Raw genomic sequence first — 23037 nt, 5'->3', positions numbered from 1 at the left:
TCGGATCTCGCGTTGTCGGGGTTGGAGTTGGGGCATGGCGGGCTGACGTCGGAGTTCGAGATGTTCTGCAATCGCTGGGAGTGGGGTGTGCGGGCGCTGACGCAGAAGGGGAACGGCTTCGCCCTGGGAGTCGGTATGTCGGCAGGAGCCTTCGCGGAACAGGAGCAGTACATCAAGGACTCGTTCAAGATCGGCGTGAATTCCCTGAACGGGAATCCGCACCTGTCCGAGGACGAGGTCAAGGCCATGAGCTGGGACACGATCAGCAAGCAGTCCGCCTATGACGACCCGGACTTCAGCGGGGAGTCGATGCTGAAGGCGGGTGAAGAGGTGAAGCAGAACTGGAAGGACACCGCCTACGACGTGGAGGACGCGGCGCTGGACTCGATGGAGCGCTCGGGGCTGGTGGACCCGGCGGTGCGGGCAGCGGCGGATGAGCGGCTGAAGGAGCAGCTCGACCCTTCCCAGGAGGCGATCGATCAGGCTGAGCAGCCGCGGTGGGGGGAGGCCCGCTGATGGTGGACTGGGGGAAGGTCGGCTCGGATCTTTACGACGGTGCGGGCAAGCTGGTCGACAAGGGCAAGGAGATCGTCGGCGAGGGGATCGACAAGGGCACCGATTTCGTCGGCTCCGGTCTGGAGAGGGTCGGTGCCGATGGGTGGGCGGACGCGGTCGAGGACTGGGGTGATGAGACCGCGTCCTCGCTGGGTGCGGAGGTCGGGGAGCAGCAGCTCGGGCAGAGTGAGGAAGCGAACGAGCTGATTCACGGCAGGCCGGAGAAGATCAGTGCGGCGGTGAAGAACCTCCGGGATTTCCAAAGGGCGTTCGATCTCGTCGGCGGCGGGATGAAGAAGCTCGACTCGGGCCATTGGAAGGGTGTGGCCGCCGATGCCTTCCGGGAGAAGTTCCAGACGCTGCCGACCGACTGGTTACGTGCGGCGGATGCGTTCGAGGACGCGGCCAAGGCGCTGGAGACGTATGCCGGGACGGTCACGAGCGCGCAGGCCAAGGCCGGAGAGGCGATCGCTCTCTACAAGGAGGGCAAGCAGGACTACGAAACCGCTGCTGCCGCGTTCAAGGAGAAGGCGGCGGCGTACAACGCGGTCCGCAACACCGACCATCCGCTCCCGCATCCGGGAACGTTCTCCGATCCGAGCGTGGCCAAACGACATCATGCGCAGGAGGTCCTGCAACGTGCCCGGCAGGCACGCGATGAGGCTGCCGAAGCGGCCAAGGGCGCGATCACCGCGGCGATGGCCCACGCCCCGAAGGAACCCACGGGCCTGGAACGGGCGAAACAGGAGTTCCTCGACTACGGAGTCGGCCAGGGCATCGAGCTCGCCCACTTCGGTGGCGGTGTCATCAAGGGCACCGCGGGGCTGGTGAACTTCGTCCGCTCGGTCGACCCGACCGACCCGTACAACCTGACGCACCCGGCCGAGTACTACAAGGGCGTCAACATGACACTGGCCGGCCTGGTCTCCAGTGCCGCCAACCCCGACCGCACGTTGAAGAATGCCTGGGACGCGGCCAAGGGCGACCCCTCCGAATTCATCGGCCGACTCGTTCCCGAGTTGGTCGGTACCAAAGGCGGCGGGCTGATCAAGGGCGGCCTTCGGGCCGGGATGAAGGACCTCCTCGAACGCCCCAAGGGCAAGAACCGGCACGGCCACGAAAAGAACCCCGACTCCAGTGCCAAGAAGTGCAGCGAAGTCAAGTGCGCCGGAGACCCCGTCGACGTCGCGACCGGGCGCATGCTGCTCCCGCAGACGGACATCACGCTTCCGGGATCGCTGCCCCTTGTCTTCGAGCGAGTCTTCGACTCCTCCTACCGAGCTGGCCGCTGGTTCGGATCCGGCTGGTCGAGCACGGTCGACCAGCGCCTTGAGATCGACACGGAAGGTGTGGTGTTCAGCTGCGAGGAGGGCAGTCTGCTCGCCTATCCGCATCCCGCGCCCGGCGTTCCTGTCATGCCGACGCATGGTCGGCGCTGGCCGCTGGACCGGGTGGACGACGGCTACACCGTCACCGATCCGGAAACCGGCAGGGTCCGACACTTCGTCGACGACCCCAACGGCGAGCTGGCACTCCTGGCTCAGATCGACGACCGCAACGGCCGCTGGATCACCTTCGAGTACGACGAGACCGGTGCTCCGACATCGATCGTGCACCACGGCGGCTACCACCTGAAGCTCACCACGAACGAAGGCAGGATCACCGCCCTCCACCTGGCAGGCGCCGCACCGGACGGCAGCGACCAGGAAATCCTCCGCTACGGCTACACCCACGGCCATCTCACCGAGGTCACCAACTCGTCCGGTAAACCTCTGCGCTTCGGCTGCGACGAGCTGGGCCGCATCACGTCGTGGACGGACACCAACGGCAGCCGGTACGAGTACGTCTACGACGAACACGACCGCTGCCTGTACCAGACCGGAACCAACGGACACCTCGAAGCCCACTTCACCTGGGACGACACAGACCCCGACACCGGCCTGCGCATGACGTCCATGACCGACGGCCTCGGCCACACCAAGCGATACGTGATCAACGACCGCTCCCAAGTGGTAGCTGAAATCGACGCGCTGGGGGCCGTCACCCGCTTCGAGTACGACCGCTACCACCGCCTGTTGTCCGTCACCGACCCACTCGGACATGTCACCCGCTCCACCTACGACGAGCACGGCCACCTCACGTCGGTGATCCGCCCGGACGGACGGGAACTGACCGCGGAATACAACACCCTCGGCCTACCGGTGCGGGTCAGGGGCGCGGACGGCCTGGTCACCCGACAGACCTACGAGGAGCACGGCAACCGCACATCGGTCACCGATGCCTCCGGCGCGACGACGACCTACACATACGACGAGGCCGGACACCTTACGGCAATGACGGATGCACTCGGACACTGCTCCGTGGTGCGGTGCGACGCGGCTGGCCTGCCCGCCGAGATCACCGACCCGCTGGGCGCAATGACGCGCTACGAGCGCGACGCCTACGGCCGTCCGGCCTCGATAACCGACGCCCTGGGAGCTGTCACTCGGTTCGCCTGGACCACGGAGGGAGAACTCGCCCGCCGCACAGATGCCGACGGCAGCGAACAGTTCTGGACGTACGACGGCGAAGGCAACTGCCTTACTCACACCGACGCCCTGGGAGGCGTCTCCAGCTTCGAGTACACAGACTTCGACCTGCTCGTGGCACGGATCGGTCCAGATCGGGCACGGTACGAGTTCAGCCACGATCCGCTGCTCCGGCTCAGCGAAGTTACAGACCCACAAGGGTTGAGCTGGAACTACAGATACGATCCAGCCGGTCGCCTCACCACGGAGAGCGACTTCGACGGCCGGGTGCTCACCTACACCTACGACGCCGCGGGCCGCCTGGCTTCCCGCACCAACGGTGCCGGTCAGACCATCCGGTTCGAACGCAATGAACTCGGCCAACTGCTGCGTAAAGACGCGGATGGAGTGCCCACCTACTACGAGTACGACATCTTCGACGAGCTGGCCGGTGCGTCAGGACAGGGCATCACTCTGACTCGGATGCGCGACCGTTGCGGGCGCCTGAAGTACGAGAACGTGAATGGTCGGCGCCTCTCCTTCGAGCATGACGGCCTCGGACGCCGCATCAGCAGGAAAACCCCGGGCGGAGCCGTCAGCTCCTGGACCTACGATGCAGCGGGCCGACGCGATGAACTGACGACGGCCGGGCGCACACTCACCTTCGAACGGGACGCAGCGGGTCAGGAACTGACCCGGCGCATCGGCCCAACAGTACTGCTGAGACACGAGTTTGACACTATGGGGCGTCTTACCAGCCAGCACGTCACAGCAGCGGCCAACACCACTCTTCAGCACCGCGCCTACTCGTATCGCGCCGATGGCAACCTCACTGGCGTCGACGACCAGCTTCGCGGCAGCCGAACCTTCGACCTGGACCCTTTGGGCCGGGTCACGGCCGTGCAAGCCTCGAACTGGACCGAGCGATACGCGTACGACGCCGCAGGCAACCAGACCGAAGCGATGTGGCCAGCAGCGCACGCGGGCCAGGAAGCGGTAGGGGCCCGCACCTACGCGGGCACGCGAATCAGTACGGCGGGGAACGTCCGCTATGAGCACGATAAACAGGGGAGGATCGTACTCCGCCAGAAGCGACGGCTTTCCCGTGAACCCGACACGTGGCGATTCACCTGGGACGCTGAGGACCGGCTCGTCTCGGTGGTCACGCCGGACGGAACAGTCTGGCGCTACCAATACGATCCGATGGGTCGTCGCACAGCCAAACAGCGCCTCGCCGACGACGGCAGTACCGTCTTGGAGCAAATCACTTTCACCTGGGACGATGCACAGCTCTGCGAGCAACTGACCACCGGGGGGCACCTGCCCAACCCTGTCACGCTCACGTGGGACCACGACGGTACGCGCCCACTGGCACAGGTGGAAAGGATACTTTCAGCAGAGGCGCCGCAAGAGGCCGTCGATGAACGATTCTTCTCCATCGTTACCGACCTGATCGGCACCCCCAGTGAACTCATCGACGAGTCAGGCGAGCTCGCCTGGCGCACGCGCACCACACTGTGGGGCACGACAACCTGGGCCACAACGAGCACGGCGTACACGCCGCTTCGATTCCCTGGCCAGTATTTTGACCCCGAGACCGGTCTGCATTACAACCTTCACCGCCACTATGATCACGAGACGGGTCGCTTCCTCACCCAAGATCCTCTGGGGCTCACCCCTGCGCCCAACCCTGCTACTTATGTCCATAACCCTCATATTTGGAGCGACCCCCTTGGGTTGGCGCCGTGCGAGAACAATGGCGGACTTGGTCAACTCGTCAAGGTTCACAAACCCGACCCCGCCGCTGATGCCCTGGCTGAGCGTCTCGGCGGTGAGTCCAGAGTCAAGTTTGAAAATGACCCCAAAGGAAGGGAAATAGATGCGGTCAGCGACAAGTATGTAGCTCAATCAAAGCCTGCCGGAATGCAGATGGGGAGTGCGTTTAGAAATCAAGTGAAAGCCACATTTGAATATGCGATACAGTCTGGGAGAACTCCTTATTTTCACTTCGAAGGTCCAACCGGGCCGGGTGTGATAGAGAAGATTAATGAATATGGTCGACGATATGGAATCGAACCCGTGATCGACATGAAGCCATTGGAGTGAAGTGATGTATGAGTTTCATGGGTGGTTTGGGGTCGCCGAATCTGCCGAAGAGTCTGACGCCGGTAGTCTCGATTCCGGGATCGCCGAGCTGCGGACGCGGATCGCCGGAATCGATTGGGCGACTGGTGAAGTGGAATTGAAAGTCCATAATGGAGAGTTTTTCGTCCTCGCCAATGGTCTGATGAACCGGCGCCGTGATGAAGCCGCGGACCTGGATAATCTTCTGAGCTACATTGCGGCTCGTTTCCCTGGTTCATGGGGGCTTCTGTATGAGCGATCGTCCGACATGGACGTGCCGCCAGGGCAAGGAGCGTTCCGCGTTCGCGTCATGGCCAGGGGTGAGATCAATGTGCGCTTGGATCCCTTTCTTTCCCCCGTCCGACCAACCATCGAAGATTGAGCTTGCACAGGTTCACCAAGGTCGGGTTGAGCAGCCCGCGCTCGCCGATATGGTCGAGGGCGGCCTCACGCGAACGGCCATCGTGCAGGGGCGTGCGGACGAGCCCCGTAACCGGGCCGGGAAGGCGAGTGGTTGCGGGGCTTGGGGTGCGCCGGTTCAGGGTGTTGGCGGGGGGCCCGGGGCGCGGCGGCTCAGGCGCTGATGCGGCGGCCCTTGACCGCCGTGACGGACATCGACCAGCCACTGGCCGAGAAGACGAGCGCGGGGCCGCTCGGGTTCTTGCTGTCGCGGACGGGGACATCGAGGTAGCCACCGGCCACCTCAAGACAGTCGCCCTGGCCGCCACCGCTGTAGCTGGACTTGAACCACCCGGTGAACGTGGACGAGTCCAAGACAGTGCGCTTACCGCTGACCATGTTCCTCCGCTGCTGCCCGTACAAAGGCCAGTGATTCCTGATGCGATATCGCATCGCTCAATCGTAGGCCGTCCGGCAAGTCGTCAAGCCAGACGGAAAGATCGTGGAGCCAGCTCACGTCTGCTCGGTGCCAATGCGCGATGGATCATATAGGTCGGCATTCCCCATCGTGAAGGAAGTTGAATGAAGCTTCGCATGTCTGTCATTCCCCCAGCAGGGGGATTGAATCCAACTCCCGATCGCGAAATTGCAGACGACTATGAATCATTGGTCATGGACGTTTGTGAAATCTTGTCCGAGATCAACTGTCATTTTTTGATCAGTGGATTCGGGCAGGATGATTGGCCGGTAGATATCTCTTATGACCCGTCTTCTGTGATTGAATAGTTGACGGCGGCAATTGTGAGCGTGCAGCGAGGATCGCAGGCTGAAATCGATCTATACGGACAGGGGGTTGAGCGCCGACTGAGCTTCGTCCCATTCGGTGACCTGATAGAAATCCGATGCGTATCAGACACTAAGTGGAGGTCGGATCCGGAAATGGAGACTGCGTCCCACAGTGAAGTTCTCGAACTTCTTACGGGATTGGCGCGAGACTTCAGGATTGCTGTGCAGAAGGCGCTCCCTGATCTGGTGGCGCAGAGTCCATTTGCCAGCTGGTAGGGGGTAAGGCGTGTCCCGCAAATGCGATCTTCGACCGAGTGCGGGCCTCTGCTTCCAGGGCGGGGCGAGGAAGGCCGACGGGGCAAGACGTCGGCATGCATGGCGCGTCCACGTGGCGGCCACCCCGTATACGTACGGACGAGCCCCGTAACCGGGCCGGGAAGGCGAGTGGTTGCGGGGCTTGGGGTTCGCCGGTTCAGGTATTGACGGGGGCTTGTGGTGTGGCGGCTCGGGCGCCGATGCGGCTTTCCTTTACCGCCGTGACGAACATCGAGCGGGCGCGGGGTGGTCGGATGCGGAAGGACGGCGACTATCACGCGGACATCAGGCACGCGTTCAGCGACGAGCGGGTCGTGGAGATCCTCAAGAGCCCGGACGCGGTGTACCGCTCCTCGGCCGGCAGCGGAAACCTGATCTTCCGCCAAGGCGAGGACATCGTGGTCGTCCGGGGCCAAAAAGGTGGAGCGGGTAACGTCATCACGGCGTACGGACCTTCGGGCATCAAGGGCGAGTCCGGCGCGACGGCGCTGGGCGGTAAGACCACGGATCCCGGTGCGCCAGTCACACATGAGGACATTGCGAGGGGACGAATCCCCAGCAAGGACGGATTCATGCCCCGCGCGGATCAAGTGAGGCAACACTGACCATGAGGCTGACCTTCGACAACGGCTGGCACGCAACGGTGACGGGCGAACCGCTGCCCATCACACCTCGTTTTTCGGGCAACTCTGTGTACATCGCGCAATACAAGGACGTGAAGGAACATGAGCGGTTTCTCCTGGCCACCTTCGGCAGCCAGGAATGGCTGTGGGACACGCCCGATGTCCTCCGCTTCGACCGGGAAAGCCGGAAGCTGGCCGGTGCCGAATTCCAGCTGCCGGGGGAGTCCGCTTCCGCCAAAGACTCCGCCCGCATTCCCGTCCTGCCCGCAGTAAGCTCGGGCGGACTCCGCGCGGACGAGGTACGGGACTTCCGGCTGGAGATGTGCGAAGTGCTGTGCCGTGCTCGCGGGGACGCCGTGCTGACCAGTCTGCGCGACCTCGACGTCCTCGACGAGCTGCTGGAGGCCCGCGTCGGCATCGCCCCCGACGTGGCCCTCGTCGTCCAGCACGGCACCGTCGTCGGCTGGAGTCTCACGGACCCTGCGCGCTACCTGACCCAGGTGTTCTCCACCCCCGACCCCAACCCGCCGTTCCCCGCCACCCGCCGACTACTCACGGAGTGCCTGGACCTGATCACTGAGCCGTTGATCGACGACGTGATGGACGGCGAACCGGCCGCGCTGGCCCGGCTCCGAACGGTCCACCAGGCCCTGCAGACCCAGCGCGAGGACCGGCACCGAGCCGACGCGATGCTCGCGCTCATCGCCAACTTGGTGGAGGACTACAGGAACTGGTGACGGTCAGCCGAAGAAGCCGAGGCGGACCCGGCACTGTAGGCAGCGTTTCGTGTGACAGTGGCTGCTGGCACGCTCCGGCAAATCAGGCCCGTCTTGACCGTGACGCTCATTTGACGCTCCGGACGCCTGAGATGTCGCCTGCCGAGCCGAGAAACCGGTTCAGGCCTGCAATTTCTCCTGGCCTCACTGCCTGCGACGTCTTTCCGATGACGCATCACGTGGAGTGTGTGGCGATTCTGGAGCCTGCTGACAAGGGCGCCTGACCTGCGGGTTTATAGCTCGGGTGGGTTGCTTGATCTGTTGCCCTCCGTGGAACGGGTCGAGCGGGCAGATCGCCTCCTGGAGGTGGCTTGACCTGCGGTTTCATGGCGGAAACGACTACGGCGGCGGCGATGTCAGGGTCTCGTTCGGAGATTCTTGACGCTCGGATGACGCTTGCTCTGTGGCTCTGGTCCAGCCGCATGGCTCTGGTCACTGGGGCGATCACGAGACGATTTCGGTATCTCGGGCCATGGCAGCGGGCTGCTCGGTTTCCGGTGCCCTTAGTGCCGCCAACCCCGACCGCACGTTGAAGAACGCCTGGGACGCGGCCAAGGGCGACCCCTCCGAATTCATCGGCCGCCTCGTTCCCGAGTTGGTCGGGACCAAGGGCGGCGGTCTGATCAAGGGCGGCCTGCGGGCCGGGATGAAGGACCTCCTCGAACGCCCCAAGGGCAAGAACCGGCACGGACACGAAAAGAACCCCGACTCCAGTGCCAAGAAGTGCAGCGAAGTCAAGTGCGCCGGAGACCCCGTCGACGTCGCGACCGGGCGCATGCTGCTCCCGCAGACGGACATCACGCTTCCGGGATCGCTGCCCCTTGTTTTCGAGCGAGTCTTCGACTCCTCGTACCGAGCCGGCCGCTGGTTCGGATCGAGCTGGTCGAGCACGGTCGACCAACGCCTGGAGATCGACGCGGAAGGCGTGGTGTTCAGCTGCGACGAGGGCAGCCTGCTGGCCTATCCTCACCCCGCTCCCGGCGCTCCCGTCATGCCGACGCACGGCCGGCGCTGGCCGCTTGACCGGGTGGACGACGGCTACACCGTCACCGACCCGGAAACCGGCAGGGTCCGGCACTTCGTCGACGACCCCAACGGGGAGCTGGCGCTCCTGGCCCAGATCGACGACCGCAACGGCCGCTGGATCACCTTCGAGTACGACGAGACCGGTGCCCCGACATCGATCGTGCACCACGGCGGCTACCACCTGAAGCTCACCACGAACGACGGCAGGGTCACCGCCCTGCACCTGGCAGGCGCCGCACCGGACGGCACCGACCAGGAAATCCTCCGCTACGGCTACACCGACGGCCACCTCACCGAGGTCATCAACTTCTCAGGCAAGCCCTTGCACTTCGGCTGCGACGAGCTGGGCCGCATCACGTCATGGACGGACACCAACGGCAGCCGGTACGAGTACGTCTACGACGAACACGACCGCTGCCTGTACCAGACCGGAACCAACGGACACCTCGAAGCCCACTTCACCTGGGATGACACCGACCCCAACACCGGTCTGCGCATGACGTCCATAACTGACGGCCTCGGCCACACCAAGCGGTTTGTGATCAACGACCGCTCCCAAGTGGTAGCTGAAATCGACGCGCTGGGGGCCGTCACCCGCTTCGAGTACGACCGCTTCCACCGGCTGCTGTCCGTCACGGACCCGCTCGGACACCTCAGCAGCTCCACGTACGACGAGCACGGTTGCCTTACCTCGGTAGTCCGCCCGGACGGGCGGGAACTGACCGCCGACTACAACGCCCTCGGCCTACCGGTGCGCGTCAGGGGCGCGGACGGGATGGTCACTCGACAGACCTACGACGAGCGAGGCAACCGTACGTCGGTAACTGACGCCTCCGGCGCGACAACGACCTATTCGTACGACGAGGCCGGGAACGTCATATCTGTGACGGATGCCCTCGGGCATCGCTCCGAGGCACGGTACGACAGAGCCGGTCTGCCCACCCAGATCACCGACCCACTGGGCGCGACGACTCGCTACGAACGCGACGCCTTCGGACGACCAGTTGCTGTCACCGATGCCCTCGACGCAACCAGCCGATACCAATGGACAGTTGAAGGCCGGCTGGCTCGGCGTACCGAGCCGGACGGCAGCGAGGAATCCTGGACGCATGACGGCGAAGGCAATTGCCTGTCCCATACCAATGCCATGGGTACGGTCAGCCGTTTCGAGTACACCGACTTCGACCTCCTGGCAGCCCGTACGGGCCCGGACGGGGCTCGCTACGAGTTCACCCACGACACCAATCTGCGGCTGACTGAGGTAGGCAACCCGCACGGCCTGAAATGGAGTTACACCTACGATCCCAACGGTCGTCTCACAGCGGAGACCGACTTCGACGGCCGCACACTCGCATATGGTCACGACGAGGCCGGACGCCTGACCACTCGCACCAATGGGCTCGGCCAGAGCATCCGTTACGAGCGCAACGAAATCGGACAGCTGCTGCGCAAGCATGCGGACGGCGAGGTCACCACCTTTGAATACGACATCTTCGACCAACTAGCCTGTGCCGTCGGCCCTGACGCGACCCTCACTCGCCTGCACGACCGGCAGGGGAGGCTCAGGTCCGAGACCGTAAACGGACGCACACTGACCTACGGCTACGACACGTTGGGGCGACGGATCTCCCGAACAACCCCATCCGGCGTGACAAGCACCTCGGACTACGATGTCGCCGGGCGATGCAGCAGCCTCAGCAGTTCCGGCCGAACCGTCGCGTTCACACGGAACGCCGCCGGACAGGAGAGCGCCCGGCACATCGGGCAGTCGATCAGCCTCACCCACGAATTCGACACGGCGGGCCGTCTCACCAGCGAGCAGGTATGGGCCCGGAGGCAGAGCCTGAAACACCGCGCCTACACCTACCGCGCAGACGGCAACCTCATCGGAATCCACGACAGCGTTTCCGGATCCCGCCACTTCGAGCTGGACGCCGTCGGCCGGGTGACCGCGGTCGACGGCACGCACTGGACCGAGACCTACGCTTATGACCAGGCGGGCAACCAGACACACGCAGCGTGGCCGGCAGGTCACCCCGGTCACGAGGCCACGGGCGAACGCACCTACACAGGCACACGGCTCACCCGCGCCGGCCGCGTCCGCTACGAGCACGACGCCCAGGGCCGCATCGTCCTCCGTCAGAAGACCCGCCTCTCCCGGGCACCGGGAACCTGGCGCTACACCTGGGACTCCGAGGACCGACTCACGTCGGTCACCACTCCCGACGGGGCACGCTGGCGCTATCTCTACGACCCTCTCGGCCGCCGCATAGCCAAGCAACGCCTGCAAGTCCAAAGCGACGCAGTGACAGAGGAAGTCTCATTTACCTGGGACGGAACCACTCTGTGCGAACAGATAACCACCGCCGAAGCTCTGGCCAACCCGGTTGCCCTCACTTGGGACCACGACGGGCTCCGCCCCCTCACTCAGACGGAACGTATCCTCTCGGCCAGCACCCCGCAGGACACCGTCGACGAGCGATTCTTCGCCGTAGTCACCGATCTCATCGGCACCCCGACCGAACTCATCGACGAGTCGGGCAGTCTGGCCTGGTATACCCGCAGCACCTTGTGGGGCACCACCACCTGGTCCGCCACCAGCATCGCCTACACACCGCTTCGCTTCCCCGGTCAGTACTTCGATCCGGAAACCGGCCTCCATTATAATTTCCATCGCTACTATGACCCTGAAACAGCCCGATACGTCAGTGCCGACCCGCTCGGTCTTACACCGGCCCCCAATCAAGTGACCTACGTGGAAAATCCTCATACGTGGTCCGATCCTCTAGGGTTGAAACCCTGTAAACCTCGGGTCTCATCTGTAGATTCCGACTGGGCGACCAAAGGTGCTCACATTCACATCTCGCAGAAGAAGGGGCCGGAACACGAGGTCCGCGTGTACGTGGACGACAAGGGCACCATAGTTGGCGAACCTATCAGGCTCAAGACCGGATGGGCGTCGGACAAAAGCGTCCGGCAAGCTGTGGATGCGATTAACGAAGACCCCAAACTTCGCGCCGATCTACTCTCCAAGACCAAGTCGGCCAAGGAGCATATGGACGATCATAATTGGGGAAACACGGAAAATCGCTCCTCTGAAATGCAGGCACTCATCGACAAGCTGGAGAATTGGCCGTGAACGCAATTGAATTTCTCACCTCCCTCATCAGGTCGGGAAAACTGTACAGCCTGGGACTTGGCTCGACTCTTGACGAGGTCAACCAATCGATCAGGTGTGACTTCATCGACGATGTCAGCAAGTCCGGCCTGTCGATGCGCCGTGATTACGGGTTCTTCGAGTTTTCTTTCAAGTCGGGCCCGGAGTGGGTGATTTCCGCCGTTTCGATCCAGCTGCACAGGCTTGCTTCAAATTTCGAGATGGCGGAAGAGTGGCAGCGGGGCATGGGAACCTATTTTCCGCAGTACACTGCCTGGCGTGAATTGCAGGATGCGCTGTCCCGGGTGCAGGAGCGTCCGAGTCTGACAGTAAAAGATCAGGGTGATTTCATCGAATATCGCGCAGATGTCACAAATGTCTCGATAATTGTTAATAACGACCATGAAGAACGCGACTGTTCGGTGGGTCAGGGAGATCTGTGGAGCGTCAGCCTGTGGAGTGCCACCCGTTCGGAATGAAGAAGATTGGTCGGCATGATTAGCCTCGTTTAGTGGCGGCCCTTCGCTGCGGCGATCTCCGAACAGGCGCGAGCCGAACCATAGGTCAGTTCTTCCCGGACGGGCAAAACGGAACGGTGCTGGGCGTGATCTGCCGCAAAAGGAACGCGCCGTCGGCGAAGCCGCCCGCCATGTCCCGTTTCAGGTCTTCCTGGAGCGAGGCACCCTCCTTGTGCCCAGTGCCCAGTGCCCAGTGCCCCGTGGAGGCCGCGGCTGTTGACTTCTCAAGCCGCAGCTGAGAGATCCGCCGGTCGCTTGCAGTTCGAGCAGTTAATCGCACGCGAAGTCCAGGAGATAATTCCTTGCCATCTGAATTCGTCACACCCGACCCACAGGAGATCGTCAACGCACTGGGGGTCGAGTCAGAGATCACTGGTGAGACTCAGAGGACCGTAAATCTCGTCGATGTCACTGGTGAAGATTTGACATTGTCGTACGACGCGGTCGGACAGTCGGTAACTGTGCGCTGGTGCACGCCATCCGGCAAGGTCATGTTGAATCTGTTCAGAGAAGGAGCGATTCTACTCCGCGTCCAGGAGGGAGACGGCGAGACTCAACTTGTCGTGGAATTCGAAACTAGAGACACCTCAGGAGAGCTCAGATTGCAGGTATTTCCAGAAGTGTCTATCACCGAAACATCCCTCTTCTCGTGAGTCGCTCGTGAAATCCGCTGATCGCGCCCACCCACCTGATTCGCCTGCTCCACTCTGCATCACCGAATCCAGCCGGAGAAAGCCAACATGACGTATCCCGACTCCGCCATGAGGAAGCCGGACAGTGATTCCTGATCTTGTGCGGTCGGCTCCCACCACGTCTGGCTCCTCCTGCAGGCCGGGCCTGCACGCCTGCGAGTGCGCGAGGGACGACGCTTCCGGCGATGCGTGGGACGCGGCTTCGGGCCCAGCGTCGGTTGCACGCTTCGTGCACGAGTCGGTGCCGGAGGAGGCGGGTTAGCTCCGCCCGTGGTTGAAGCCGTCCGAGGGTGAAGAGCCGCATGGATTCTGGCTGAGCAAGCCTCGTAATCACCCCTGGTAGGCCACGGGCCCGCCTCCTGGTGGGGGAAGGGGATGCCCGTGTGGTGCAAGGAACTCACCACGCCCCGCGGTATGTCTCACCGAGCCGCCAGGGCAGCGCTGGGATCTCCATCAGGGCCCGGCGGTCCAGGCCGTGCGCGGCGCCACCGCGAGATCTTTGCCGAGGTCGGAGGTGTCGTCCAGCATGGCGTTCGCCTCGCCGATATCCGCCCGCACCGCCCAGCGGGCGGATATCGGTTCGACGTCCTCCGTGGTCGGTGTGGCACCTTCCGGCGCCGAGCCAGGACGTCGTCCAGGATCGTTGGGCGGGGCGACGTGGTCGGGTGCCATGCCGCCCCCAGTTTCAGAATGCCTCTGTGATGCGCGGCATCTCCGGTGGCGATCACGGTTGGCTTCGTAGACGGAGTCAACAGCCGGCCTACAGAACGGTGCTGAGAGGAAGAAGGCCATGCCTCAGATCGCGATCACCAACACCTGCTGGGAAGGCGTCGACGGGCTGGGCAGGTCGGCCCGAGTCTGCGTCCACAAGGCGATGGCCAAGTTCCAGCAGCTGGCGGTTCCGCAACTCCACGCGGTCAAGGGGCTGCAATTGGGGTTGGCGGTGAACTGTCGCGACGCGCGGATGCAGACTATCCGCGTCGACGGCGGGCCGCGGATCGTGATGTCCTCGGCGACGGCAGCGACCTCTTCGCCTTTGTCCAGCCATGCCCCACGATCGGGGAAGGTCACCGACGTCACTTGCAGGAGATTTGCTGCCCGATGACCTACGCGCCGTCCGCCAGTTTTGGTCCCGTCTACCGTTGGGCCGACCACATCATCAACCCGACGGGCGGAGCCGGCACGGACTTGCCGGGACTCGATACCCCCGTTGCCGACGAGCGAGCCGATGCGGGAGACCTGGAGAAAACCAGCAATCAGGAGCCTGACGCTCCGGCTGGCGATTTGCGAAGGGCTGGACGCTATGGGAGACAGAGGCCCCCACACCGCGGGCGAAGGGACCGGACCCGACTCCGGCTCGGCCGTCGCGGCAAGTCCGCCGGTCATCATGAGCAACAAGCCCGGCTCGTTCGCCTGGGGTGTCCTGGCCAGCCGCCACCCTGCCCTCATTCAGCAGGTACGAGCCGCCTTCCCGTACGGTCGCAGGCAGCACGAGGCCCTTGATGCCCTGCTGGACGAGATCACCAACGGCGCCGTCGAACCGCTCGACCCTGAGGATCACGATCACGAGCACTGGGCGGACTGGGGACGGGAGCACTTCGGGCGATCCTGGTACGACGCGCCCTTCCTGTGGGCAGAGGGCTACTTCTACCGCAGGCTCCTCGGCGCGGTCGGGTACTTCGGTAACGGACCGTGGCAGGGAGTCGATCCCTTCGCGCCGTTCAAGCAGGTCGAGCTGTGCGGCGAGGCGGTGGAGGAGGAACTGCGGGCCCTGGACGCGCTCGCGGACGTGCCAGCCGATGAGCGGGCCACAGCCCTGCTCCATGCCTCGCTCTGGGGCAACCGCGCGGATCTCGGCTTCCGCGTCTCGGCGGGGGAGCCGGCGGCCGGTGAGGCCGCCGGCTCCGCGCTGGTCGCCGACGACAGTGCCTTGCTGTGGCAACTCCTGCCTGCCGGATGCTCCTCGACTGTCGCCGTGGTGGCCGACAACGCGGGACGCGAGCTGATCCCTGACCTGATCCTCATCGACCACCTCCTCGAACACCGGCATGCCGAGCGGGTCGCGCTCCACGTCAAGCCCTACCCGTACTACGTCTCCGACGCGATGACGGCGGACGTGGTCGACTGCCTCCGGCGCCTCACCGAGGCGCCCGGCGAAGCGGGCCGGATCGGCGGCCGGCTGTGGAAGGCCATGGCGACAGGAAGCCTGGAGGCCCGCACTCACCCGTTCTTCTGTGCCCCCTTGCCGTACGAGGAGATGCCGGAGGACCTCCGTGAGGAGTTCGCGGGCGCCACGCTCACCATCCTGAAGGGCGACCTCAACTACCGCCGCCTGGTGGGGGACCGGCTGTGGGGTGCCTCAGTGTCCTTCGCCGCTCGCACCGCGTACTTCCCGGGAGCCGTTGCGGCCTTGCGCACACTGAAGTCCGACGTCATTGTCGGCCTGGACCAGGCGACCTTGGACGCCCTTGAGCGCTCCGGTGCCGCGTGGCGTACCAGTGGCACGCACGCGTTGATTCAGGTGAGTAGGTAGCCGCCGTGGTCGCGGAAGTGGTGACCGAGGTGCTGCTGGGGGACCTTGCTGGTACGGCCCGGCAGGAGCGCTCCCTCGGCTCGTTCTGACGCTCGTTTGACGCTCCAGGCGGCCAGAGGGCCGCTCAGAGCGGCTTTGAACCTACGCTGACCTGCAACTATGCCAGCTTCCGCTTGATGTGACGTCTTTCCGATGACCTCGCACGTGGAGTGCGTGGCGATTCTGGAGCTTGCAGCAAAGGGCGTCTGACCTGCTGTTTCCTCTGGTTCTTCAGGCTGCTGGATGGCCGCCGACCTGTTTCCGCGTGTGCACGACGTGGAACGTGTCGGGGGACCAGGGAGAGGGATTGACCTGCGGCTTCGTGAACGTCGTGCGAGACGGTGGGCGCGTTGTCCCTACTCCGCGGGGCGTATGGGAACCGTCCTGACGCTGGTCCCGACGGAGCGTCAGGCGAGTAGCCCTCTGGTCCGCATGGTCGTCTGCCGCCCATGCCGTCTTTCCCCTGGGCAGATGGTGTCAGCGGAAGAGATCGGCGGGGCAGGGCTCAGCGACCGATCGTGCCGCGAGCGGCATGGACTCCGTCCTCGACGATTCCTCTGAGTCAAGAAAAGTCGTTCACAGCCACCCGCACCGCTTCCCGCTGCCGGCCCCCGTCCGGGCCTCCCGAGTCCCTCTCAAGAGGACCTGCCTGGCCGGGGGCCTCGTCGCCTGTGCCTGTACGGGCAGTCCGACCCCGCGGGCCTGGCGGATCGGCCCCAGCGGCTCGCGCTCCGCCGGACGCTATTCGGTGCGCAGCGCTGTGGCCGTACGGGCCATGGCCGCCCAGCCGGCCGGGATCAGCGCGCCCAGCACCGCGATCATGACCCCGCCCAGTCCCAGCAGGAGCAGCTGAACAGGCTCGTACACATCGAGGACCGGCGACGGCAGACTGGTGCCTACGGCACGCCCCATCACCGGCATGACGAGGCTGTGCAGCGCGTACCCTGCCGGCACGCCGATCAGCCCGCCGATTACGCCGATCGCGGTCGCCGAGGAGAGCACGAGGCTCATGGTCTGCCGCGGCGACATGCCGATCGCCTTGCGGACGCCCAGGTCGTGGATGCGTTCCCGGGTGTCCAGGACTACGGAGTTGAGTACGCCGAGGCCGGCCACGGAGACCAGCATCAGGGTGAGCAGCACCGCCATCGCGGACATGATGAGGATGACGCCCTCCTGCCCCGAGGGGGCGTTGGGCGTGGCGTCGCCGCCCAGCGGCTGTACGACCGCGGCGACCCTCTCGGCGTACTCGTCGCCGGAGACGCCGGACTTCACCTCGACGAGGAAGGTACTGGGCTCGGCCGACGGGAAGTTGGCCATGTCCGCGTGGATCTCCAGCTCACTGCCCGAGGTGTCGAAGGACTCGCCCACGATCCGCAGGTTCGCGGTCTCCTTCTCGTAGGTCACCCGCACCGTGTCACCGGTCTTGGTGCTGGTCCTTTCCAGGGGGAAGGCGCCTTCCCACACGACGCGTACGGTGCGACCGACGAGGGTGCGCAACACCGGCCACATCTGGAGGAGCGGATCCCGGTTGAGGTAGTGGGGCAGATCATCGCGCAGGCCCTCGTGCAGGACGGTGCGCGGGGCTTTCTCCGTTCCCGGCGTTCTCCTCTCGGGACCGGGCGGCGGGCTCTCTGCCGTATCGGCGGAACCGAGCATGGCACCCTCACCGCGCTCAGGCCTCTCGGCATGTTGCACAAACTCCGACGTCGCTGCTTGCCGCGATTGCGCAGAGACGGGTCTCGAACCGTGCTTCAGGATGTGCGATCAGACAAGGCGTGAGCCGGATGAAACATCCAGTTCACCGTGACGACATCGGGAGTCCGCTGTGCTCTGGAGAAAACTGCTCGTCCCCCTGACCTCGCTCCTGCTCCTGCTGACGGCTTCTGCCGGCGCGGGAGCGGCAGCGGCGTCCACCCGTTCGCCCGCCGGTGCCAGTGCCGAGGCGGCCGCGGCCGACTACGGCGCTCCCGGCCCCTACGCCACCGCGGTGGAGGTCGGGGTGGTGACCACCCTGTACTACCCGCGTGACATCGCGACCAGCGACCGCCGCCACCCCGTGATCGTGTGGGGAAACGGCACCTTCGCCTTCCCGGTCGTCTACCGCGACCTGTTGCTCCACTGGGCCAGTCAGGGCTTCATCGTCGCCGCCGCCAACACCCCGCAGTCCAACCTCGGCATCTCCATGCGCGCCGGGATCGACCTGCTCACCCGTCGCAACGCCGACCACGACAGCCCCTTCCACGACCGTGTCGACCTGGAGCACATCGGCGCGTCCGGTCACTCGCAGGGCGGCGCCGCCGCCATCGTCGTCGGCGCGGACCCGCGCATCGACACCATCCTGCCCATCCAGCCCGGGCCGCTCGCCGACATCGACGACGTACACGTACCCGCGCTCCTCCTGGCCGGGCAGAACGACAGCATCGTCTTCCCCTTCCTGGTCAAGGCCTTCTACAACGACGCCGACCACATACCGGCCATCTACGGGGAACTGCGCGGCGCCGATCACTTCACGGTCGTGGGCGACCCCGGCCCGTTCGCCGCGCCCACCACCGCCTGGTTCAAGGCACACCTGATGGGGGACCAGACGGCGCGTGCACAGTTCTTCGGGGCCGGCTGCGGGATCTGCACCGACAGCGGCACCTGGTCCGACGTCCGCCGCAACGGCCTCGCAAACCGGTGACCCGCTCCCGGAGATCCCTTCCGCCGTGACCGGCGGCCGTCCCGATCCACGCCGCCCGCCCCTGACGCTCCCCCGACCAGGGGCGGCCGGCCCCCGTTCGCACATGGAAGGACCGCCATGGACCTCATCGCGACCACCGGGCAGGGCAAGGTCCGAGGCCGTTTCCACAACGGGATCGCCACCTTCCTCGGCATCCCCTACGCCGCCCCGCCCTTCGGCGCCCACCGCTTCCGCGCTCCCGCCCCGGTCGAGTCCTGGGAAGGGGTACGAGACGCTCTGGAGTACGGGCCGACCGCCCCCAAACGCCCCTACCGCCCGCCCCTCGACCGGCTGATACCCGATCCGAGCATCGCCGGGGACGACTGTCTCAACCTCAACGTCTGGACCCCATCCGTCGGCGAGGGCCGGCTGCCCGTCATGGTCTGGATCCACGGGGGTTCCCTGCGCAACGGCTCGGCGAACCTGCCGCTCTACGACGGGGGCGCCTTCGCGCGCGACGGGGTGGTCCTCGTCTCCGTCAACTACCGGCTCGGCGTTGAGGGGTTCGGGGTCTTCCCCGACGCCCCCGTCAACCGGGGCCTCCTCGACCAGATCGCAGCCCTGATCTGGGTCCGCGACAACATCTCCGCCTTCGGCGGAGATCCGGCGAACGTCACCGTGTGCGGGGAGTCCGCCGGCGCGATCAGCGTCGCGGCCCTCATGATCAGCCCCGGCGCGGCCGGGCTGTTCCACCGGGCGATCCTGCAGAGCGGCCCGCCGCACACGGTGTCGCGCCGCGAGGGCGCGAAGACCGTACGGTCGATGGCGAAGAGACTGCGGATCCCGGCCACCGCCGAGGCGTTCGCGGCGGTGGACCGAGACCTGCTGCTGGACGCGCAGGCCACCGTCGTCGACCGGTCCGACCCCATCGGCGGCGGTCCCGGCTTCCACATCGTGGTCGACGGCGACGTGGTGCCCGCCGCCCCGCCCCTTCCCGAGGCCGACCTGCTGCTGGGCTGCAACCGGGAGGAGTACCGGCTGTGGTTCGTACCCGGCGGAACCGTGGACCGGATCAGCCGGCTCACCCTGCGGCTGGCACTGCTGAAGATCCGTGTCCCGCAACGCGTGGCACGCCTGTACCGAGCCACCCGGCCGCACGCCAAACCCGGTGAGATCCTGGGAGAGATGGCCACCGACCTGCTGCTGAGGGGGCCGCTCAACCGCCTCGCCGACTCCCGGCCCGCCCGCACCTTCGTCTACGAATTCTGCTGGCGCTCGCCCGTGATGGGACTTGGCGCGTGCCATGCGCTGGAACTCGGCTTCGTCTTCGACAACCTGCGCGCCGCCGAGGACCTGACCGGGCCCGGCGCGCCCCAGCCACTGGCCGACGCCATGCACCGGGCCTGGGTCGCCTTCGTCACTACCGGACAGCCGGGCTGGTCCGGCTGGAACGCGGACCGGCCCGTCATGGTCTTCGACCACCCCGGCGCCGGCCCGGTCCTCGCACCCCGGCACGAGGAACTCGGCGCCTGGCTCTGACAGATGACAGGCCGGGCGCCCGCCGATGCCGGCCGTGGTTCATCTGCTTTCCGCTGGTCCCGCGGATCCCTGTCATCCGGTGACCCCGCGGTGATCCGCGGGCCCGGCCAGGTCCCTGGCGACGAGCGCCGCCTGGATCAGCCGCGCCTGCGCGGGAACCGCGAGGTCGAGGCCCGTCAGCGCGCTCACTCGCTGCAACCGGTAGTCCAGGGTGTTGCGGTGGACGCACAGCTCCAACGCCGTCTGGCGGCGGTTGAGCCCCCGCTCCACGAACACGCGCAGCGTCTCAAGCAGGTACGGATGCTCATCCAAGGGGTCGAGTTTGGCCACCAGCCGCACCAGGCCGTCCCCGGGGCGCGCGAGCTGGTGCTCCAGCAGCACGTCGTCGAGGCGGTAGCACCCGGGCGGGCGTCCCAGGCGCCGGACGAGATCCAGCACGCGGCCGGCCTCCTGCGCCGCCGAGGAGATGGCCGCCGCTACGGATGAGCGGGCGGCGGCGGCGCGCACGGGCTGCCCCACGTCCTTCTCCAGCCGGGCCACCAGGCCCGGCACGTCGGACCTGCCCGGCAACAAGGCGATCCGAGCGACGTGGTCCATCAGCACAGGAATCCCGGTGAAGGCGTCGAGCGAGGACTGCACCAATCTGCTCGGCGGGTCGGACTCGAACGCGAAGGCAACCACCTCGTACTCACCCACCACGGCCACCCGCGCCACGCCCGCCAGCTCCTCGTACGGCTGTCCTGCCAGCAGGGCGTCGAGCAGGGCCCGCCGTACGCGCTTGTCCTCGCTGTGGAGGTCCTCCTGGGCGTTCTGGTGGGCGAGGACGACCGCGGGCAGCGCGGCGTGCAGGCAGGCGAGCAGCTTGCCGCCCGCCCCGGCCAGCTCACCGGGCTCCGCGACCTCGGTCAGCGTCTGCCACCACACCTCGGCGCCGATCAGGTACGCGGCGATCACCGCCTCCAGGGGGACGCGCTCCTCGGCCCGGCGCGCCGACCACTCGATGAGCCGGGTCAGATCGCCCGGCCCCATCGGACCCCCGCCGCCGTCGCGCAGTGCCCTGAGCAACAGCACGTGCACCGCCGCGATGGACCGCGCCACCTCGCCCTGGAGGGTGGCGCGGGGCAGCGCCCCGTAGAACGGCGCCTCCGCCGCGCAGCGCGCGACCACGACGGCCGTGAGGCCACCGACTCGGGCGGCCATCCGGGCGTGCAGGTCCGACATCGGCGCATCGTCACACCGCTCCGGCCGTGCCGTCAATCGGAGCCCCGGGTCCGGCGGCGCGGGCAGTGCGTCGGGCGTGTCCCCGAACCGCTCCCGACCGCCAACTCGTCGACGAAAGAGGCGACGTCACGTGGCACACCCGTAGCACTCTGTGGGGCACTACTGTCTGGACAGCGACAAGCTCGACGTACACACCGTTGCGCTTCCCCGGTCAGTACTTCGACTCGGAAACAGGACTCCACTACGACTGCTTCCGCCACTACGACCCCGAATCCGGTCGACGGTGGCTGGCGCCCGGGGTGAGCATCGACCGGTGATTCCGCACATCTGACGTCCTTGTTTCCGGCAGTGTGCGGGACTGCCGTCGACACCCGTCGAGCAGGGCCGACCCGTCTTGGCCGTGACGCTCGTTTGACGCTCCGGGCATATGCAGGCCGCTCATCGGGAGCGGTCACACCGCATCTGACCTGCAGGTTCTCTGAATGTCGATCCTCGTGACGTCTTTCCGATGACGCACCATGTGGAGTGCGTCGCGATTCTTGAGCCAGCAGGAAAGGGTGTTTGACCTGCGGCTTTGTGGGTGGGTGAGCCGCTCGACCCGTTTCCGGCTGTGCAGCGGGTCGAGCGGACAGATCGACCCCTGGAGGTTGGCTCGACCTGCGATTTCATGGCGGAAACGACCAGCGGCGGCGGCGATTTCAGGGTCTCGTTCGGAGATTCTTGACGCTCGGATGACGCTTGCTCTGAGGCTCTGGCCCAGCCGCATGGCTCTGGTCACTGGGGCGATCACGAGACGATTTCGGTATCTCGGGCCATGGCGGGCTGCTCGGTTCCCGGTGCCCTTGATGTGCTTCGGGTTGGGCAGTTAGTGAGCCGTGTCGTGGGCGTATCGGGTTCGTGGCCGTCGGCGTCGGTGCGCTTGGTTGAGGCGGTAGGCGGGGCGGACGGGGAGGTACTCGTCGACGAAGGCTCCGGCTCCGCCGTTCTGACCGGTGGTGCCATTGCTGAAGAATTCAGAGGGCATCTTCAGTCTTGGCATGAAGCCGCTGCCGAAGTGCCTCAGGACTGCGTCCGGACTGTCCGGATCTTCCAGAATCAGGCTGCTGGGGTTGGTCAGGAGCGTGGGGACGTTGTCGGCCTCCGGCGCGTCCCTCTCTGCCCGGTTTCGGAGCGAAAGAGGGCCCAGGGGCTCAGCGGAGTATTTCCGAGGGGTGTTTACAGGCTCATCCGTGCGTGCGTGGAGCTGGGCCGGGTCCGGACCATGGCTGGCTGGCCATTTTTGTTCGTTGCTCTGGGAAAGCGTGCCGTGACAGCATTCGACGCGTGTTCGATCACGGGGATGACATAGCAGCGCCGACTGCCCGGCGTTCAAAGATTGCCGACTTGGCCGACTGGCCAGCTGACGAGGCGCCTTCCGCGCTGGGTGAGGCACCGGATCCGGCCCGTACCACGACGCCGGACGGTGATCCGGCAGCGGCGGCTCGGCGTGAGTTTGCGTTGTTGCTGGGGGAGTTCCGGCGTACGGCGGTGTTGGTGCCGCTGGATGGGGCCGGGGATTTGTGGTCGGC

The 23037-nt window shown here is 65.6% G+C and carries 16 protein-coding genes and 3 pseudogenes; 14 read left to right on the top strand and 5 right to left on the bottom strand.

Features of this window, described 5'->3' with window-relative positions:
* The 3 genes from ACZ68L_RS44390 to ACZ68L_RS44380 all read left to right on the top strand — a co-directional run.
* On the top strand, nucleotides 1-516 hold a 516-nt coding region (locus tag ACZ68L_RS44390), incomplete at its 5' end, for a hypothetical protein (protein ID WP_469590044.1).
* Complete coding sequence (locus tag ACZ68L_RS44385) at nucleotides 516-5168, top strand: putative T7SS-secreted protein (protein ID WP_469590041.1); 4653 nt, start codon at nucleotides 516-518, stop codon at nucleotides 5166-5168. The genes ACZ68L_RS44390 and ACZ68L_RS44385, both read left to right, overlap by 1 nt.
* A 4-nt stretch (nucleotides 5169-5172) precedes the next feature.
* Entirely contained in the window at nucleotides 5173-5568 is a 396-nt protein-coding gene (locus tag ACZ68L_RS44380; protein WP_469590038.1) for an Imm7 family immunity protein, read from the top strand.
* A 191-nt stretch (nucleotides 5569-5759) separates the two neighbouring features.
* Here ACZ68L_RS44380 and ACZ68L_RS44375 read toward each other — a convergent pair whose 3' ends face one another.
* A complete protein-coding gene (locus ACZ68L_RS44375) occupies nucleotides 5760-5984 on the bottom strand; it encodes a DUF397 domain-containing protein (RefSeq protein ID WP_469590035.1) in 225 nt (74 codons plus the stop codon).
* Nucleotides 5985-6167: 183 nt separating this feature from the next.
* Between ACZ68L_RS44375 and ACZ68L_RS44370 the strand changes: the two genes are divergently transcribed.
* The 6 genes and pseudogenes from ACZ68L_RS44370 (at nucleotide 6168) to ACZ68L_RS44345 (ending at nucleotide 13439) form a co-directional block, all read left to right on the top strand.
* Nucleotides 6168-6371, top strand: coding sequence for a hypothetical protein (locus ACZ68L_RS44370; RefSeq protein WP_469590033.1), 204 nt, complete (start codon nucleotides 6168-6170; stop codon nucleotides 6369-6371).
* A 536-nt stretch (nucleotides 6372-6907) separates the two neighbouring features.
* Nucleotides 6908-7291 (top strand): hypothetical protein, encoded by a 384-nt coding sequence (locus tag ACZ68L_RS44365; protein ID WP_469590030.1) that lies wholly within the window; start codon nucleotides 6908-6910, stop codon nucleotides 7289-7291.
* A gap of 2 nt (nucleotides 7292-7293) precedes the next feature.
* Nucleotides 7294-8046 carry a hypothetical protein gene (locus ACZ68L_RS44360; RefSeq protein WP_469590027.1) on the top strand — a complete coding sequence of 251 codons (753 nt, stop codon included), beginning with the start codon at nucleotides 7294-7296 and terminating at the stop codon, nucleotides 8044-8046.
* Between the two features lie 544 nt (nucleotides 8047-8590).
* Nucleotides 8591-11911 (top strand): annotated as a pseudogene (locus ACZ68L_RS44355) (DUF6531 domain-containing protein); the annotation flags it as partial.
* 335 nt (nucleotides 11912-12246) lie between these two features.
* On the top strand, nucleotides 12247-12747 hold the full coding sequence (locus ACZ68L_RS44350) for a hypothetical protein (protein ID WP_469590024.1): 501 nt from the start codon (nucleotides 12247-12249) through the stop codon (nucleotides 12745-12747).
* A 341-nt stretch (nucleotides 12748-13088) separates the two neighbouring features.
* Nucleotides 13089-13439, top strand: a complete 351-nt coding sequence (locus ACZ68L_RS44345) for a hypothetical protein (RefSeq protein ID WP_469590022.1) — start codon at nucleotides 13089-13091, stop codon at nucleotides 13437-13439.
* 492 nt (nucleotides 13440-13931) lie between these two features.
* Here ACZ68L_RS44345 and ACZ68L_RS44340 read toward each other — a convergent pair whose 3' ends face one another.
* Together ACZ68L_RS44340 and ACZ68L_RS44335 are read right to left on the bottom strand one after the other, a co-directional pair.
* A complete protein-coding gene (locus tag ACZ68L_RS44340) occupies nucleotides 13932-14150 on the bottom strand; it encodes a hypothetical protein (RefSeq protein WP_469590020.1) in 219 nt (72 codons plus the stop codon).
* Between the two features lie 123 nt (nucleotides 14151-14273).
* On the bottom strand, nucleotides 14274-14558 hold the full coding sequence (locus ACZ68L_RS44335; protein WP_469590017.1) for a hypothetical protein: 285 nt from the start codon (nucleotides 14556-14558) through the stop codon (nucleotides 14274-14276).
* A gap of 307 nt (nucleotides 14559-14865) precedes the next feature.
* On the opposite strand from ACZ68L_RS44335, the gene ACZ68L_RS44330 reads away from it, so the two are divergent.
* A complete protein-coding gene (locus ACZ68L_RS44330) occupies nucleotides 14866-16011 on the top strand; it encodes a damage-control phosphatase ARMT1 family protein (protein ID WP_469590014.1) in 1146 nt (381 codons plus the stop codon).
* 780 nt (nucleotides 16012-16791) lie between these two features.
* Here ACZ68L_RS44330 and ACZ68L_RS44325 read toward each other — a convergent pair.
* Nucleotides 16792-17706, bottom strand: coding sequence for an ABC transporter permease (locus ACZ68L_RS44325; RefSeq protein ID WP_469590012.1), 915 nt, complete (start codon nucleotides 17704-17706; stop codon nucleotides 16792-16794).
* A 169-nt stretch (nucleotides 17707-17875) separates the two neighbouring features.
* Between ACZ68L_RS44325 and ACZ68L_RS44320 the strand changes: the two genes are divergently transcribed.
* Nucleotides 17876-18730, top strand: coding sequence for an alpha/beta hydrolase family protein (locus tag ACZ68L_RS44320; RefSeq protein WP_469590009.1), 855 nt, complete (start codon nucleotides 17876-17878; stop codon nucleotides 18728-18730).
* A 117-nt stretch (nucleotides 18731-18847) separates the two neighbouring features.
* Entirely contained in the window at nucleotides 18848-20248 is a 1401-nt protein-coding gene (locus ACZ68L_RS44315; protein WP_469590006.1) for a carboxylesterase/lipase family protein, read from the top strand.
* Between the two features lie 72 nt (nucleotides 20249-20320).
* Here the strand turns inward: ACZ68L_RS44315 and ACZ68L_RS44310 are convergent, their stop codons facing one another.
* Nucleotides 20321-21469 (bottom strand): RsbRD N-terminal domain-containing protein, encoded by a 1149-nt coding sequence (locus tag ACZ68L_RS44310; protein WP_469590003.1) that lies wholly within the window; start codon nucleotides 21467-21469, stop codon nucleotides 20321-20323.
* Nucleotides 21470-21570: 101 nt separating this feature from the next.
* Here ACZ68L_RS44310 and ACZ68L_RS44305 point away from each other — a divergent pair.
* Nucleotides 21571-21765, top strand: a pseudogene (locus ACZ68L_RS44305) (RHS repeat-associated core domain-containing protein); the annotation flags it as partial.
* A gap of 1123 nt (nucleotides 21766-22888) precedes the next feature.
* Nucleotides 22889-23037, top strand: a pseudogene (locus tag ACZ68L_RS44300) (SseB family protein); the annotation flags it as partial.

It is taken from the genome of Streptomyces sp. NPDC104309, from assembly GCF_055584025.1.
The sequence above is the reverse complement of the archived record's forward strand: the minus strand, read 5'-3'. Positions and strand labels throughout refer to the sequence as shown.